We start from the raw sequence: 16,537 nt of genomic DNA, 5'->3' as shown, positions 1-16,537 counted from the left end.
GAAACTACTTGGTCGCTAATTCGATAACCTCTGCGGAATCGACTAGAAGAGCGTCGGGTGCCTGCTTTCCGGTGATCGCCAAATATGCGTCTACTAGGCGGTTTCCGACGGCATACCCCGCGCCGGTCGGGAGTCCGACAGGGGTGCCGCCGAAACGCGCGGCGATCGCGTCGCCGTGGACGTATGCGGCGAAGTTCTGCATGCCTCGGATGCCGAGGCCGTCGATGACCTTGTTGTACACGGCGTCGTCGTGCAGCGACGGGACGCCGATGCGGGTGTAGCCGAGGTCGCCGTATTGGTGTCTGGCGAAGGCGTCGGCGAGGCCCTCGCTGACCACCTGCTCGCCGACCGTCACGGTTTCCGGGTCCCAGCGCACGTTGCTGTAGCGCAGGTTGTGGTTCAGCTCGTGGACGGCGACCGATTCCAGGCGCGCGAGATTCTCCGGGCTCGGCCAGAACGCGAGCCAGATGTATCCGGAGATGCCGCCGTTGCCGTTCATGCCGAGCGCGACGTCCATGAAATGCGGGTCGGCGTTGTCGCCGAGGACGATCATCACCTGGATGTCGGGGACCTGGATATCCGGTGTCGCGTTCAGCTGAACCGAAAGCGCGGAGTTGAGGGCGGCCTCGATCCGGTCCCACGCCTGCGCGTCATGCAATGCCGCTAGCCCGGCCAGCGCTCCATCGACCTCGCGATCCACCCGGAATCCGCTGCTCATGTGATGCAGCTCCACCAGGTCCGGTGTGCCGGGGAAGTAGCGGTACATGTCCGCTGTCGGTTCGAGCATCCGGCGCAGCGCCTCGGGTCGTTCGGCGAGCGGCGCGGTCAGTATCGAGCGCGTCGCGGTGTAGCTGTCCAGCACGGTGATGGTCACGGTCGACCACGATAGTGATCGACACAACGTCAAGGACAACGGTTTTCCGGCGAGACCGCGCCGCCTTCGTCGGCAATGTCACTTTTCCGCCATATGCGCTATTCGGGCACCGCCGAGATCAAAAGTCGCCGATCGCATCAGCGCGGAATTCACCAGGTATAGCCGAGCTCAACACCCTGGTGACCGGGAATGGTCAATGCCCCTATTAGTGGGGGCAAATGCCGTTGTCACAGGGTGACTCGGCGGCGTCGGTCATCGCCGTACGGACTCGATGCCGTAACGCTCACCTCCCCTTTTCCGACGTTCCTGGTGACGCATGGCCTCGGGGGGCCTGCCCGTCCAACATGCCGGTAATTTGGAATGGGGAATCAGGACATGGATTTTCGCGGGTTCTTCGCCCGACATCGTATTGCTTCGGCGGTCGCCGGGCCCGCGGTGCTCGGCGTCGCGGCGATCGTCGCGACCACGTTCGCGCTGACATCGTCGCCGACGACCAGGGATACGCAGCTCACGTCGTCGGTCACCGAATGCCACGACATGGTCAGCATCTCGGTGGCGGGCCGCAACGACACTCCGAAGCAGGGCACGACGAAGCTGCTTGTCGACGCCAACGGCAACGAATTGCCCGCCGCGCTCTCGGGTGACTACAACAGCGAATGGGTCGATCCGGTGGTCAACCCGGCCGCCGGTGCCGTCGATCCCGGCTCCTACGCCGCCGTCTACATCGCGTATCCGGCGAACTTGGCGACCTATGAGGACGCCGTCAACACCGGTGCCGCGAATACCGAACAGGTGATGCGGGACATCGCGCAGGCGTGCCCGAACACCAAGTTCTCCATCGTCGGCTACAGCGAGGGCGCCGATGTCGTGCGCCGCGTCGCGATGAAGGTCGGGCATCAGGAGGCGGGCACGGACGGCGCATACGGGATCGTCGATCCCGCCAAGGTCGTCGGTGTGGTCATCCTCGCCGACGCCGGTCGCTCGGCAGGCGACGGGCCGTTCCCCGGTGCGAAGGATCCGAGCCATCCCGACGGCTTCGACCAGAATTACCAGAACGGTAAGAACCCGACGCCTGGCCAGGGCGCCCTGCCGGGTACCAGCGGTGACTTCGGCGCGCTGAACGGCAAGATCGCGTCGTTCTGCTCCGACGGTGACCTCACCTGCTCTGCGCCGCAGAACATTTCGCTGCTGCAGTTGGTGGTGAACGTCGGGCGGCAGCTCAATGGCGACGCGCTCCAAAACGACGGACTCACCCCCGCGACCGGACAGGACGTCGCCGTGGTGCTCGGCCGGATCGCGCTTGCCGCGTTCGCCGACATCTCCTCGCAGCCGAACTGGCTCAAGAGTGACGAGACCTTCCTCCAGGTGCTGCTGAAGGTGTCGGATCCGGCCTACAAGCCGGGCCAGGCGCCCAAGGAACCGGTGGCGAAGGCGGACGCGATCGCGGCCGACAACATGTCGCCGCTGGCCTACCTGCCGCAGAAGATCCTGAACGAGATCATCGGTCTCATCGTGACCAACCAGAACACCATCCCGGTGATCATGAGCGATCCGTACAAGCAAACCCTCGGCCCGGACCACACCGGTCACCACTTCGACTACTGGAAGGACGCCGACCCTGCCAACGGTAAGCCGCTGACCTCCGCCGAGTACGCGGCCGCCTGGATCACCCATCTGGCGCAGCAGGCACAGGCGGGCAAGAAGGTCGACACGAACGCCCAGCCGACCCAGGCCGACCTCGCCGCCGCGTACAAGGCGGCAGCGCCGACCTCGACGGCTACGCCGACCACGAGCGCGACGCCGACCACCACTACCAGTGCCGCCCCGACCACGAGCAGCACATCGACGACCCCGGCGCCGACTACCACGGCGACGCCGACCACCACCTCGAGTACAACGGTCGCGCCATCGACGACGACCGCACCCGCGACGACAACCGCACCGGCGACGACTTCGGGCACGCCTGCCGAGATCGCCAAGCCGACCTCCATCGCACCGACCACAACCGAATCCGCGGTACCGACGACCACCACCAGTGCCGCCCCGACGACGACCAGCTCTGTCGGTTAACTGAATCCGAAGACCCTGCCCCGCGCACCACGCGCCGGGCAGGGTCTTTTGTTGTCCCTCGAGCTCAGACGACCGCGTAAGGGTAAGCGGCGGCGCGGTTTTGGAAGGAGAGGATGCGCAGGTTCTGCACTCGGCCGTCGCGGATTTCGATGGCGCGGCGGACGGTTTCGTTGCCGTCCCACGCGTCGGGCCCGGCCATCACGATGGGCAGGTATTCGAGCAGAGCCTCGGAGTTTTCCCAGGTGGCGGAGTTCCACAGGAAAGAGGGGCTGTGGTCGACGCCGTAGTAGTGCAGGTCGTCGCCGATGGTGAACATGGGGTCGGCGAACGAGGTGGGGCGCGACCATTCGAAGCCCATGCCTTCGTCGCAGGAGACATCGACGAACAGGGTGCCGCGGGCGAACAGCGGTAGGTCCTCGTTCAGCACGAACATCAGCGGCTCCTCGGTGTCCTGGAGGATGCAGTTGACGACAACGTCGTATTGGGCGAGCACCTCGGCGAGCGGTCCGGGTTCCGGCGCCTTCAGGGCGAGGGTCCGGCTCGGGTTCGCGGGGTCGCGCTCGAAATGCTGCATCCGCACCGACGCGAACGGCGAGGCGACGGCCGAGACGCTGCGCTGGGTCAGCACCGTGACATCACTGATCCCGAGCGCGTTGAGCGCGCGAACCGCGCCGCGGGCGGTGGCGCCGAAGCTGATCACGGCCGCGCGCATCCGGCGCCCGTAATCGCCGCTCGACCCGCGCAGTTGGAGTGCGTGCAGAACCGAGCAGTAGCCGGCCAGCTCGTTGTTCTTGTGGAAGACGTGGACGCTGAAGTTACCTTCCTTGGTCCAGTGATTCATCGCCTCCCAGGCGATCAGGGTCAGGCCGCGGTCGACGGCCAACTGGGTCATCCGCTCGTCCTGCACGCAGTGCGGCCACCCCCACACGATCTGTCCAGGACGCAGATTCTCCAGGTCCTCGTGCAGTGGCTTGGGCAACAACAGCACGTCGCACTCGGCGAACAGCTGCTCGCGCGTGCGATGTCCGGCGACCAGCGGGGCAAGGTGAGCATCGGTATAGCCGAATCGATCGCCGTAGCCGTGCTCGAGGAAGACGCGGTCGCGAAGCCCAGGATCGATCCGGTCGAGGTGCGCCGGATGGATCGCCAACCGGTGCTCGTCCTCCTTGCGGGAGGTCGCGACTACACCGATCGTTAGTTGCTTCACCAAATGAGCCTACGCGCATCTAGGCGGCCTGACCTGCCGAGTCTTGCCCGGTCAGCGCCACGATCAGTCCCGCAGCGGACGAAAGTCGCTCGACCACATGCCGCGGACCGCATGCGCGCGCTGATCGATTCCGGCTGAGCCGTTCTCGAGGCGGCCGAAAAGCGCTGACGCCCCGAGCAATAGGGGCAAGTGGCCTGGTCCGACCCCCGAGAAGTGGATCTGTCGGATGATCGGATCTCCTGTATAAGCTCCCGTTTGATCGAAAGCGAGTGGAGCATGCCAGTTACTACCTTCCCCAATGTTCTGTGCCTACGGGCGGTCGCGCGATGACGCGGCGCGGGTGGGCACTGTTCCTCGCGATGGGCGTGATCTGGGGCGTGCCCTACGCGATGATCCGGATCGCGGTGCAGGACTTCGACCCGGTGGTTGTCGCGTTCGCAAGGACGTTGATCGGCGCGCTGGTGCTGTTGCCGATCGCGTTGTACACCAAGGCATTAGGACCGGTATTCCGGCGCTGGCGGCCGCTGCTGCTGTACACGGTGGTCGAGATCGTCGGGCCGTGGTTGTTCATCGGGTTCGCCGAGACCACGCTGAACAGTTCGACGGTGGGTCTGTTGATCGCGGCGGTTCCCTTGATCGCGGTGGTCATCGTGACCAGGCTCGGCCAGGACCGCTTCGACCGGCGCAGGCTTACCGGGCTGCTGGTCGGCTTCGCCGGGGTGGCCACACTGGTCGGCCTCGATATCGACCTGTCCAACCCCGCCGCCCTCGGCGCGATCGCGTTGAGCACCATCGGGTACGCGGTCGGGCCGATCGTGATCAACCGGTCGCTGGCCGACCTGCCGCCGCTCGGTGTGGTGACCGCGTCGCTGATCGTCGCCGCCGTGGTCTATTCGCCGTTCGCGGTCATGCGCAGACCGGACAGCTATCCCACCGACGCCACACTTTCCGTACTCGGCCTCGCGCTGATCTGCACGGCCGCCGCGTTCATGCTGTTCTTCGCGCTCATCTCCGAGGTCGGCCCGGCCCGCGCGACGGTCATCACCTACATCAATCCCGCGGTGGCCATCGTGCTCGGCGTCGCGGCCCTCGGCGAACCGCTCACCGCTGGCATGGCGATCGGCTTCCCGCTGGTGATCCTCGGCTCGATCCTCGGCACCGCCCGCAGCCGCGAGGTGCCCGAAGAGGCGCTGTGCACCACACCGGCGGCCCCCGAGGCGGCCACCATTACCCGAGAGGTAATCGACCGCGTCGACGGCCGCGGCCACAATGATGATCGCGCCGCCTCGACCGGAGACGACGTCGAGATCGGAAGGATCGGCCTTGTCCTCGACGACCCCGACAACCACCCACTCCGTGGTCGCTGAACTGTTGCGCCGCATCGGTTCCGGCGATGCCGACGCGATCGCCGAGCTGTACGCCGACGAGGTGGACTGGAAGCTGGATTGGCCGGAGTCCGAGCACGGCCGGGCCGCGACGCCGTGGATTCGGCACCGCTCGACGGGCGCCGAAGCCGCCGCCCACTTTCGCGCGATCGCCGAACATCATGTGCCGGAACAGGTGGCGACCGAGATCGAACGCGTCCTCGTCGACGGCGACGACGCGGTGGTCCTCGGCGAGATCCGGCAGACCGCGCGCAGCACCGGCCGCGCCTATCGCGCGCGGTTCGCGCTGCACCTGACCATCGAGGCGGGCCTGGTCACCAGACATCACGTCTACGAGGACAGCCTCGCCGTCGCGCGAGCCTTCGAGGCCGAGGCCTGACGCGCTCCTCCGGGGTGGATGATGTTGGGGTGGTTGGAAATCGGAACGTCCCCACCGACGTCGACATCACCCGCAACGCCTACGACGACATCGCCGGTGTCTACACCGAATTCGTCAAGGGTCATCTCGACCGGGCGCCGCACGACCGCGCGATGCTGGCCGTGTTCGCGGAACTGGTGCGGGCCAACGGCTCCGGTGCGGTAGCCGACATCGGTTGCGGCCCAGGACGAATGACCGCGCACCTGCATTCCCTTGGCGTGCCGACGTTCGGCATCGATCTGTCGCCGGAAATGATTGCCATTGCGCGGCAACAGTATCCGGAGCTGTCCTTCGAGGAGGGCTCGATGGAGCAGCTCGCGCTCGGCGATGCCAGCGTGCGCGGGCTCGTCGCGTGGTATTCGCTCATCCATCTGCCGCCCGAACGCGTGCCAGACGTGTTGAACGAGTTCTATCGGGTACTCGAGGTGGAAGGGCACGCGCTGCTCGCCTTCTTCGCGACCCACGCACCGGACACGGTAGAACCGTTCGACCACAAGGTCACTCGCGCCTATCGGTGGTCCGTAGAGCGGCTAGCCGCACTGTTGCGGGACGCCGGGTTCACCGTGCACACGCGGATGATCCGGGAGCCTGCCCCCGACGAGCGATTCCAGCAGGCCTACTTACTGGTATCAAAGCTTCGCTAAAGACAGCGCGGCGACCGTCCGGACCAGGTAGCTTAGTTGTGTCGCACAGGATTCATGGCTGTGCGCGGGCCCGCCCGACAACGTGGTCGATTCGATTGCAACCACCACACTGTCGTCAGGGGGCGACCACACCATGGATCTCATCGCACCGATCGATGCCGTCTTCCTTCTCGCCGAATCCCGCGAACACCCGATGCATGTCGGCTCACTGCAACTGTTCGAGGCGCCCGAAGACGCCGGACCCGACTTCGCCGGGCAGACCTACGACAGGCTGATGGCGTGCAAGGACATCGACCCGACCTTCCGTAAACGCCCGGCCACGCTGTTCGGCGCGCCGCAGATGGCATGGACCCGCGAGGACGACGTGGAACTGGAGTACCACGTCCGCCGCCTCGCGCTACCGCGCCCGGGCCGGATGGACCAGCTGGTCGAGCTCGCGTCCCGGCTGCACAGCAACCTGCTCGATCGGCACCGCCCGCTGTGGGAGATCTACCTCATCGAGGGCCTCGCCGATGGTCGCTATGCCCTCTACTCGAAGATCCACCACGCCCTGATCGACGGCGTCTCCGCGCAGCGATTGATGCAGCGAACGCTGACGAGCGAACCGAGCGGCGGCGAGACCAAGGTCGCGTGGAATCTGCCGAGGACGCCGCGCAAACCGGCGGCCGAGTCCCCGTCCGGACTGCGCGGCGCGGCCCGAAACCTGTTGTCGGCGGCCGCATCCGGGCCGACCTTGCTGCGCACCGCGCGCTCCGTGCTGCTTCAGCAGCAGCTGACGATGCCGTTCGAGGCGCCACGCACCATGTTCAACGTGCCCATCGGCGGGGCCCGCCGCACCGTGGTCAGGTCCTGGCCGCTGGAGCGGATCAATCAGGTGAAGAAGGCGACCGGCTCGACCGTCAACGACGTGGTGCTCACCATGTCGGCCGGTGCGCTGCGCTCCTACCTGATGGAACGAAATGCCTTGCCGGACAAGCCATTGATCGCCATGGTGCCGATGTCGCTTCGCTCGGCCGACGACGTCGAGACCAATGGCGTGAAGGTCGGCGCGGTGCTGTGCAACCTCGGCACCGACATCGCCGATCCGCTGGACCGACTGCGCGTCGTCAGCGAATCCATGCGCAAGAGCAAGGACGTCTACAGCTCGCTGTCGAACCTCCAGACGATGGCGCTGTCCGCGCTCATGGTCAGCCCGATCGCCCTCAGCCTGCTGCCCGGCCTGATCCCACTGACCAATCCGGCGTTCAACATCGTTATCTCCAACGTGCCAGGCCCGCGTGACCCGATGTACTGGAACGGCGCCCGCCTCGACGCCGCCTACCCGATGTCGATCCCCTTCGACGGCCAGGCCGTGAACATCACGCTGACCACCAACGCGGGCAACCTCGACTTCGGCGTGGTCGGCTGCCGACGCAGTGTCCCCGAACTCCCCCGCCTGCTCGACCACCTCGAAAACGCGCTGAGCGAGCTGGAGGAAGCCGCCGACTGAAAGACGGTCTGCCGAGCAAAACTAGAACGTGTTACTGTCGAGTGATGGTGCATCGACCAGTCGAGGACGCCGCGGCCGTGTCATGGCGATATTCGCGGCCCGCGGCCGATTCGACGAGTCGCGGTCCGTACGTGGACCGGCAGGCACCGCGGACAACTATGTAACTCGTTCTAGAACAAGCTGCTGCTCGTCGTTCGCGGCGGCGCAGCGGTGAGGGAGACCAGCACGCCATGCGTACCGAAATCTGCGAACGGCTCGGGATCGAATTCCCCATCTTCGCGTTCACCCACTGCCGCGACGTGGCGGCCGCGGTCAGCAATGCCGGTGGGCTCGGCGTGCTCGGTGCGGTCGGCTTCACCGCCGAGGAGCTCGAGGTCGAGCTGAGCTGGCTCGACGAGCATGTGCACGGCGTGTACGGCGTCGACCTGGTGATCCCGAGCAAGTACGAGGGCAAGGGCATCGACGGCCTCACCCCGGACGAACTGGAAAGCAAACTGGCGGAACTGGTTCCGCACGGCCACCGCGATTTCGCCGAGAAGATCCTCGCCGACCACGGCGTGCCGGCTCTGCCCGACGGCGAGCGGCACAACCAGCTGCTCGGCTGGACCGCGACGACCGCGGCTCCGCAGGTCGAGGTGATCCTGCGGCACCCGAAGGCCAAGCTGGTCGCCAACGCTCTCGGCACCCCGCCCGACGACGTGATCAAGCAGGTGCAGGACTCCGGCAGGCTCATCGGCGCGCTGTGCGGCTCGGTGAAACACGCGCTCAACCACAAGAACGCTGGCCTCGACTTCGTGGTCTGCCAGGGCACCGAGGGCGGCGGGCACTGCGGCGAGATCTCGTCGCTGGTGCTGTGGCCGCAGGTGATCGACGCCGTCGGCGACCTGCCGGTGCTCGCGGCGGGCGGCATCGGCAACGGCCGCCAGGTCGCCGCCGCCATGGCGATGGGCGCGGCGGGCGCGTGGACCGGGTCGCTGTGGCTGACCGTCGAGGAGGCCAACGTGCCGCCCGCGCAGATGCAGACCTACATCGACGCGTCCAGCCACGACACCGTGCGCTCGCGCTCGTGGACCGGCAAGCCGTGTCGCATGCTGCGCAACGACTGGACCGACGCCTGGGAGCAGGCCGACACCCCCGACCCACTGCCAATGCCGCTGCAGATGATGGTGGCATTGGACGGCGTCAAACGCGGACACCGCTATCCCGAGGCCGCCAAGGACGTGAACTTCAACCCGGTCGGCCAGGTGGTCGGCATGATGACCAAGGTCGAGCGTTCCGCGGACGTGGTGAATCGACTGATCCAGGAGTACGTGGAATCCTGCGACCGGCTCAACAAACTCAACGGCGGCCTGTAGTCATTCCGGCCATTCCGGCCAGCCCTTTTCGCGCAGCACCGGGTCGGTGACGCCGCCCCAGCAGGTCAGCTGGTCGGTGTCCCACCCGGCCAGCTCGGCGCCGTTCGCGTAGACGGACTGGAAGAACTCGAGCGCGGCGCCGACCGGATCGGCGGCCTGACGTGCGGCGTCATACGGGTAGTACGCCGAGTGGCCCGCACCGGCGGCGACCCAGTGGGCGCCCGCCGGGGTGAGCGGACGTTCGGCCAGTCCGGCGGGTTCGGGTGCGGTGTAGGAGTAGAAGGTCGGCTCGGGCACCTTGTCGTCGCCGAACCAGAATCCGGAACTGATCACCTCGCGCGAGTACGCCTCACGGGTCACCGAATCCACCGTGTCGGGCAGTTCGATATGCCGCGGCGAGAACCGCTGCACCGCGATATCGAAAGTGTGCCAGAACAATTGAACCGGACTGATCTTGCCGGAGTAGGTCGCGCTGAACTCCTCCAGCACTCGCCCGACCTGGCTCTGCACCCGAAAAGCGTGCTGCGCCTTGTCCGGGTCGTAGTCGCGGTGCTCGTCATCGTCCTCGAACGGGCGCCGCACGTCGGGCAGATCGAACGGATGTGGGTGCGCGAGAACGACATCCACGCCTAGGTCGCGCAGGCCGTTCAGCACGTCACCGTAGAAGGTCGCCACCGACTGGTCTACGAGATCGATCTCGACCTGGGTCCCGCGATCCGTCGCGATGCGCAGCACATGATCGAAGAAGTCGAACGCGCAGGTGAACACCGGACCGGTGCGCGCGGAGCCGAGCGGAACGGTGGTCCAGCCGCGCGCGGTGAGCCGGTAGGTCATATGCCACCAGTGGTTGCGCCGGATGCCCTTGGTCAGCGCCACCTTGCCCACGATCTGGGCGAAGCGGTGCAGTGTCTCCTTGGTCGGCCGCCAGGTTTCCAGCGGGATCGCGGGCAACGGCTCGAATGAGACGGTCATGGGAAAACGGTACGCCAAGGGCGCTAGGCGGCGGCGCCGTCTTCGCCGAAGCCGGGCAGCCAGCGGGAGACCAGCTCGACGAACGGGCCCTCGGCGTCGAGCTGGGCGCACACGCCGACGACACCGGCGAACACCCGGCCGAGCATGGCCAGCTCCGGTATCTCGGTGGGCGCCTTCACCGCTCTGGTGTTGGTCAGCGACACATTCTTCATGTCGAGCGCGCGAGCGGTGTGCCCCTGCAACAGTTCTCGGCTGATGTGCACGCTGTCGCCATTGAGCTGCGCCACGATCGGCGCGACCAGCCGCTCGATCGGGCCGAGCTCGAGCGCGTGCCCGGGACGCACGAACCCGTTGTCCCGCAGCACAATCGCCAACCGCTCGTAGTCCTCCTGCACCGCGCACCGGGCCAGCTCACCGATCACCGAGGGAATGCCATCGGGCAACGCGATCGACGCACCGAAGTCGATGATGCCGAGGCGTCCGTCGTCGAGCAGTTGGAAGTTGCCTGGATGCGGGTCGCAGTGCAGGTAGCCGACCCGAACCGGTGCGGACAGCGAGAATTCGATGAGCAGCCGGCCCGCTCGATCGCGCTGTGCCTTGGTGCCGTCCACGATGATCGTGGCCAGCGGGGTGGCCTGCATCCATTCCGAGACAAGCACTTTCGGCGCGCTGGCGATCACCTTGGGCACCTGGAAGGCCGGGTCACCCGCGAAGACCTTGGCGAAGCGCCGCTGGTGATCCGCCTCGATCCGATAGTCGAGCTCGTCGGCGGTGCGGTCGATGAACTCCGCGATCAGGGACTTGGCGTCCGCGCCGGGCAGCATGAGACCGAAAGCGCCGGAAAACATTTGGAGCATCTTCAGATCCGACATGAGCGCCGTGTCGGCACCGGGATACTGCACCTTCACCGCGACCGTTCGACCGTCGCGCCACACCGCGCGGTGCACCTGCCCGATGCTGGCCGCGGCGACCGGCTTGTCATCGAACTCGGTGAACCGCTCGCGCCAGCGGGTGCCGAGCTGTTCGGCGAGCATGCGGTGCACGGAACCGGTCGGCATCGGCGGCGCCTGCGACTGCAGCCGGGTGAGCGCGTCACGGTAGCGGTCGGCGAAGCGCGGCGGGATGCTGGCCTCGGCAACGCTCAGCGCCTGGCCCAGTTTCATCGCGCCGCCCTTGAGCTCGCCGAGCACCGCGAACATCTGGTCGGCGGCCTTGTCGATGAGCTCGTCGTCGAGTTCGCCGCGCGGTACGCCGGTCATGATCGCGCGCCCGGTCGCGGTGAACCGGCGGGCCATGATGCCCATCGGCAGCCCGGCCAGTTTCGCCGACCGCGCCAATCCCTTACGCCTACTGCCTGCCATGGTTTACCTCGCTTCGGTGCGTACCACCCACCCTATTCTGTCTGAGACAGAGGAGCAATGGGGCAATACGCTCAGCGCAGGCCGAATTCAGCGCACGACACAGCGGCACATGCCGGACGTGGATGTGCGAGGGGCACGGTCAGGCGGTGGCCGCGTGCTCGTCCTCGGTTTGCTCGTCGGATGCGCCGACCAGCTCGTCGAAGCGAATGATCACCCGTTCGTGGTACATCCCGAACAGATCCTCGAACAGCGCGACCTGCGCCTCGGACGGCCCGGAACCGGAGTCCCACACCGCGGCGAGCGCCCGCCAGACGAGCACGTGCAGGTCCGGCGCGCCAGCGAAGAACGCCTCGACCGCCTCCGGCACCTCGAGCACCATCTCGCCGACCGAGTTCATGATCGCCCGCTGCATGGTGAGTCCGAGCGCGGTGAGCAGCCTGCGCACCAGGCCGACCTCGATGCTCAGAATCTGGCGCAGGTCCGGATCATCCTGGCGGGCAATGGCTTCCAGCTTGTCGATCTCGGCCTTGAGTTCTGCCTGATCGATCGCCTGGTCGCTGCCCGTGTAGGCGAGCAGCGTCTCCATCACGATGCCGCGCTCGACATCGACGATGTCGCGGAACATCTCTATCGCGATGTCCGGCATCGGAATCGAGAAGCGGAACAGCTGCCGGTACACATCGACGCCACCCGCCTCGCGGACGTCACGAATGGTGAAACCCTTGCCACGGCGCGCCTCGACGAACCCGTTTGTCTCCAGCCGCCCCAGCGTCAGCTGCGCGGTCGCCCGGTTCATATCGAACTCTTCGGCTACCTGGCGCACGGACGGCATGAGGTCCCCCGGCTGATACTCCCCCGCGGCAACCCGGCGTGCCAACTCATCGGCAACGTCGGCGACTACCGTCTGGGATCCCATCGAAGTCACCTTTCGACTACGTTCGAATACGTCCCAGACAGTCTAAGCCCTACTGTGCCAGACTGCACGTGTGCAACACTGGTCCGCGCACAGTGTGAGGTGAGTCATGGCTATCCGGCGCAGCGGCGACAGTTCTGACGAGGGTTCAACGGGCAGGCGCTCGCGCCTGTTCGCGTCGAGGTCCGACGGCAAACCCCCAGTTCGCGTGTCTGTTCGCAATGCCAAGCTCGCCGCGCTGCCGCTGGCCTTCGCCGGACGGCAGGCCGCGGGCGTCGGCAAGCGGGCGCTCGGCAGATCGTCCGAAGAAGTCAATCGAGACATCCAGATGCGCACCGCCCAGCACATGTTCGAGGTACTCGGCGAGCTGAAGGGCTGTGCCGCGAAACTCGGTCAGCTGCTTGCGATTTACGAGCTGGCGCTGCCGCCGGAGATCGCCGAGCCCTACCGGATCGCACTGAGCCAGCTACAGGATTCGGCACCGATCATGCTGCCGAAAACCGTGCACGAGGCGATCGCGGCCAGCATGGGCGAGGATTGGCGCTGGCATTTCCGGGAGTTCGACGATCGGCGCGCGGCCGCGGCCTCACTCGGCCAGGTGCACCGCGCGGTCTGGCACGACGGCAGGCAGGTCGCGGTCAAGGTGATGTATCCCGGCGGCCGCCAAGCCGTCGAGGGCGACCTCGAGCAGTTGCGCCGGATCTCGCACCTGGCCACCGTGTTCCTGCCCGGCGCTGACGTCAAGGCGGTCACCGAGGCGATCTGCGACTGCGTGCGCGAGGAACTGGACTACGCGGCCGAGGCCGAGCACCAGCGCACGTTCGCCGCGGCCTACGCTGATGATCCGGAATTCTATGTGCCACAGGTGATCGCGCAGCGCGGTGACGTGTTGATCACCGAGTGGGTCGATGGCACCCCGCTCACCCGCATCGTGGCCGCCGGCGCGCAGGCCGAGCGCGATCGCGTCGGCATGCTGATGGTCCGGTTCGTCACCTCGGGCTGGGGACGGCACGGGCTGCTCTACGCCGACCCGCACCCAGGCAACTTCCGGGTGCTGCCGGACGGGCGGCTCGGAGTGGTCGACTTCGGCGCCTGCTGTGCCTGGCCGCCAGAGGGTTTCGAGGAACTCGCACTCGACTATTGCAAGGCGTTCTTCAACGGCGGCGGGCCGGAGAAGCTGGAGTTGGCGACCCGGCGGCACGGCTTCGTCACCTCCGGGCGCGCTTTCGATATCGAGGAGCTCTACGCCATCGTCGAACCGTGCAGTGAGCCGTTCAAGCACGCGACGTATCGGATGACGACGCCCTGGCTGCGCAAGCAGGTGCTGCGCACCACCAATCCCCGGCTGTCGAACGTGGTGCGCGAGATGACCATGCCCGCCTACTTCACGCCGTTCGCGCGGGCCGCGCTCACACTGATCGGCGTGCTGAGCCAGCTGGAGACCGAGGGCCCGTACCGCGAGGAGATCCTGCGCTGGATGCCAGGGCTCGCCGAGGCGCTCGGCACCATCGACGATCCCGACCCGCACCGGCCGGTGGACTTGGCCGCGGTGCGTAAGCGGCGCGACGAGACCGAGAACCGGCAGATGTCGGTCGGCTGACCCGATAGCTCTACGACTTCCCGAACCCCGCCCGGACTCCCGGGCGGGGGTCGTTGCATGCCTGGCCAATCTGTCCCAGACAGTGTTATCGTCGCTGTAGCACTACCAACGGAGGTAAACCGTGTCGATAGCACCTGCGCAGACGGCGCACTCGCGTTCGGTCGAGCAACCCGATTTCGAAGTCGTCGTGATCGGCGCGGGCTTCGGCGGTATCGGGATGGGAGTCGAGCTGCGCAAGGCGGGAATTCACAACTTTCTGATCGTCGACAAGAACAGCGATATCGGCGGCACCTGGCAGGCGAACACCTATCCCGGTGTAGCGGTGGACATTCCGTCGGTCTACTACAGCTTCTCCTATGAGCCGCCGAAGGTGTGGTCGCGGATGTTCGCGCCGGGCGCCGAGGTGAAGGCGTACGCGGATCAGGTGGTCGACAAGTACGGACTGCGGCCGCGAATCCTGTTGAACACCAAGGTTGTCGGCGGCGAATGGGACGAAAGCAACCACCTCTGGCGCGGCAAGCTAGACACCGGCCAGGAGGTGACCTCACGGTTCGTCGTCGGCGCCGTCGGCGGCCTCGAGGTGCCGAAGATGCCCGATATCGAGGGCATCGACAAGTTCGGCGGCAAGATCGTGCACACCGCGCAGTGGGATCACGACTACGACTACGCGGGCAAGCGGATCGCGGTCATCGGCACGGGTGCCACCGCGCTGCAACTGATTCCGGAGATGGCCGATATCGCATCGAATCTCACGGTGTTCCAGCGGCGGCCGATCTGGGTCGCCCCGAAACCGGACTTCCCGATTCCGGCGTTCGCGAAGAACATCATGGTCAATGTCGGCCCGTTGCGCCGGATGTTGCGCGCGGCGGTGACGCTCGGCATCGACTTCGGCATCTCCGGTGTCGGCGTGTTCCACAGTCGGATTCCGGGTGTGGTCAAGCTGGCCCAGCGCGGCGGCGGTGCGCTGTACCGGGCGCAGTTGCCGGGGAATGCCGAACTGGCCCAACGGTTGACACCGGATTACGCGCCGGGCTGCAAGCGGCCGTCGGTGTCGAATCGGTACCTGCGGACCTTCACCAGGGACCATGTCGATCTGGTGACCGATCCGATCAAGAAGGTCACCAAGACCGGCGTCGTCACCGAGGACGGGGTGCTTCGCAAGGCCGATGTGCTGGTATGCGCCACCGGATTCCGGGTGATGGACAAGGGCTGCACGCCGCCGTATCCGTTGGCGGGCCGCGGCGGCCTCGATCTCGGTGAGTTCTGGGATAGCAATCACTACCAGGCGTATCAGGGCGTGACCGTGCCGAAGTTCCCGAATCTGTTCCTGATCACCGGGCCGTACGGGTTCGCGGCGGGCTCCTATCTCGCGATGATCGAATGCACCACCAGGCATGCGGCCCGGGCGATCAAGGAGGCGCGTAAGCGCGGCGCCACCGCGGTGGAGATCAAGCAGGAGCCGCACGACGCCTACTTCCGGCAGTGCGTGCGGCGCGGGTCGCAGACGATGTGGCTGTCCGACGCGTGTGCCGACTCCAATACCTACTACGTCAACTATCAGGGTGACCCGGCGGCCATCCGGCCGAGCACTCACCTTGAAATGTGGTGGGGGAACAAGCATTTCCCGTTCAACCACTACGCGTTCAGTACGGTGCTCGGTCAGTCGGACGCCTCGTACACCGGCGATATCGAGGACATCCGACCGGATTCGTTCACCAACGAAGACCGCACCGAGTTCTTCCGCGGTCGCAGGCTGAGCGTCCGCACCTAGCGCCCACCGAGGAGACACATGCGCAGCAGAATCATCGGCCGTCGCAGGCGGCGCAAGGCGAGCCGGGCGCTCGCGGCGGGCAAGGCACCGCGGCATCCCGTCGTGATCACGGCGCGGGCCCCGGACAGCCTGCGCGCGCGGGCATTCGGACTCGGACTGGCCGGTTACGGTGCGGCACACTTCACCGCGCCGGGTGCCCTCGATCCGCTGACCGCGCTGGCCTTTCCGCGAGCCACCCGCCGCTGGACCTACCGCAACGGATGCACCGAAGTGGCGCTGGGACTGGCGATCACCTTCCGGCGGAGCAGGCCGATCGGGTCGGTCGGCCTCATCGCCTACCTCGCCTTCCTCGGCGCGCGTTTCTCCGGCACCCGATCGTCTCGCCTCCCGGCCTGACCACCCGCAGCCCGGCCGTCCCGCGTACAAAACGAACACCACCTGCGCGGGGCGCCAACCGGGCAATATGATCGCGAGTGGT

The 16,537-nt window shown here is 66.6% G+C and carries 14 protein-coding genes; 9 read left to right on the top strand and 5 right to left on the bottom strand.

Going from position 1 to position 16,537, the window contains the following annotated elements; all coding sequences use genetic code 11:
• Window positions 1-4: 4 nt before the first annotated feature.
• A complete protein-coding gene (locus tag OG203_RS26110; protein WP_405159905.1) occupies window positions 5-874 on the bottom strand; it encodes a DUF2268 domain-containing protein in 870 nt (289 codons plus the stop codon).
• 375 nt (window positions 875-1,249) lie between these two features.
• On the opposite strand from OG203_RS26110, the gene OG203_RS26105 reads away from it, so the two are divergent.
• Window positions 1,250-2,944 carry a cutinase family protein gene (locus OG203_RS26105; protein WP_405159904.1) on the top strand — a complete coding sequence of 565 codons (1,695 nt, stop codon included), beginning with the start codon at window positions 1,250-1,252 and terminating at the stop codon, window positions 2,942-2,944.
• 64 nt (window positions 2,945-3,008) lie between these two features.
• Here OG203_RS26105 and OG203_RS26100 read toward each other — a convergent pair whose 3' ends face one another.
• Entirely contained in the window at window positions 3,009-4,151 is a 1,143-nt protein-coding gene (locus OG203_RS26100; protein ID WP_405159903.1) for a N(5)-(carboxyethyl)ornithine synthase, read from the bottom strand.
• 326 nt (window positions 4,152-4,477) lie between these two features.
• On the opposite strand from OG203_RS26100, the gene OG203_RS26095 reads away from it, so the two are divergent.
• The 5 genes from OG203_RS26095 (at window position 4,478) to OG203_RS26075 (ending at window position 9,442) form a co-directional block, all read left to right on the top strand.
• Entirely contained in the window at window positions 4,478-5,518 is a 1,041-nt protein-coding gene (locus OG203_RS26095) for a DMT family transporter (RefSeq protein WP_405159902.1), read from the top strand.
• The gene (locus OG203_RS26090) at window positions 5,475-5,915 is read left to right on the top strand and encodes a nuclear transport factor 2 family protein (protein WP_405159901.1); all 441 of its coding nucleotides are present in this window, start codon (window positions 5,475-5,477) and stop codon (window positions 5,913-5,915) included. Before OG203_RS26095 ends, OG203_RS26090 begins: the two co-directional genes overlap by 44 nt.
• Before the next feature lie 29 nt (window positions 5,916-5,944).
• Window positions 5,945-6,598, top strand: a complete 654-nt coding sequence (locus tag OG203_RS26085) for a class I SAM-dependent DNA methyltransferase (protein WP_405159900.1) — start codon at window positions 5,945-5,947, stop codon at window positions 6,596-6,598.
• 133 nt (window positions 6,599-6,731) lie between these two features.
• The gene (locus OG203_RS26080) at window positions 6,732-8,087 is read left to right on the top strand and encodes a WS/DGAT/MGAT family O-acyltransferase (protein ID WP_405159899.1); all 1,356 of its coding nucleotides are present in this window, start codon (window positions 6,732-6,734) and stop codon (window positions 8,085-8,087) included.
• A gap of 230 nt (window positions 8,088-8,317) precedes the next feature.
• Window positions 8,318-9,442: an NAD(P)H-dependent flavin oxidoreductase gene (locus OG203_RS26075; RefSeq protein ID WP_405159898.1), complete on the top strand. Its 1,125-nt coding sequence runs from the start codon at window positions 8,318-8,320 to the stop codon at window positions 9,440-9,442.
• On the opposite strand, the gene OG203_RS26070 is transcribed toward OG203_RS26075, so the two are convergent.
• The 3 genes from OG203_RS26070 to OG203_RS26060 all read right to left on the bottom strand — a co-directional run bounded on the left by OG203_RS26070 (window position 9,443) and on the right by OG203_RS26060 (window position 12,691).
• Window positions 9,443-10,414, bottom strand: coding sequence for a DUF5996 family protein (locus OG203_RS26070; protein WP_405159897.1), 972 nt, complete (start codon window positions 10,412-10,414; stop codon window positions 9,443-9,445). It lies immediately after the preceding gene.
• 23 nt (window positions 10,415-10,437) lie between these two features.
• Complete coding sequence (locus OG203_RS26065; protein WP_405159896.1) at window positions 10,438-11,775, bottom strand: ABC1 kinase family protein; 1,338 nt, start codon at window positions 11,773-11,775, stop codon at window positions 10,438-10,440.
• A gap of 139 nt (window positions 11,776-11,914) precedes the next feature.
• The gene (locus tag OG203_RS26060) at window positions 11,915-12,691 is read right to left on the bottom strand and encodes a GntR family transcriptional regulator (protein WP_405159895.1); all 777 of its coding nucleotides are present in this window, start codon (window positions 12,689-12,691) and stop codon (window positions 11,915-11,917) included.
• Window positions 12,692-12,896: 205 nt separating this feature from the next.
• Between OG203_RS26060 and OG203_RS26055 the strand changes: the two genes are divergently transcribed.
• The 3 genes from OG203_RS26055 to OG203_RS26045 all read left to right on the top strand — a co-directional run bounded on the left by OG203_RS26055 (window position 12,897) and on the right by OG203_RS26045 (window position 16,455).
• A complete protein-coding gene (locus OG203_RS26055) occupies window positions 12,897-14,288 on the top strand; it encodes an ABC1 kinase family protein (RefSeq protein ID WP_405159894.1) in 1,392 nt (463 codons plus the stop codon).
• A gap of 121 nt (window positions 14,289-14,409) precedes the next feature.
• Complete coding sequence (locus OG203_RS26050) at window positions 14,410-16,059, top strand: flavin-containing monooxygenase (protein WP_405159893.1); 1,650 nt, start codon at window positions 14,410-14,412, stop codon at window positions 16,057-16,059.
• 18 nt (window positions 16,060-16,077) lie between these two features.
• The gene (locus OG203_RS26045) at window positions 16,078-16,455 is read left to right on the top strand and encodes a hypothetical protein (protein WP_405159892.1); all 378 of its coding nucleotides are present in this window, start codon (window positions 16,078-16,080) and stop codon (window positions 16,453-16,455) included.
• The last annotated feature ends 82 nt before the right edge of the window (window positions 16,456-16,537 follow it).

Source organism: Nocardia sp. NBC_01499, assembly GCF_045040275.1.
Classification (GTDB): Bacteria; Actinomycetota; Actinomycetes; order Mycobacteriales; family Mycobacteriaceae; genus Nocardia.
The sequence above is the reverse complement of the archived record's forward strand: the minus strand, read 5'-3'. Positions and strand labels throughout refer to the sequence as shown.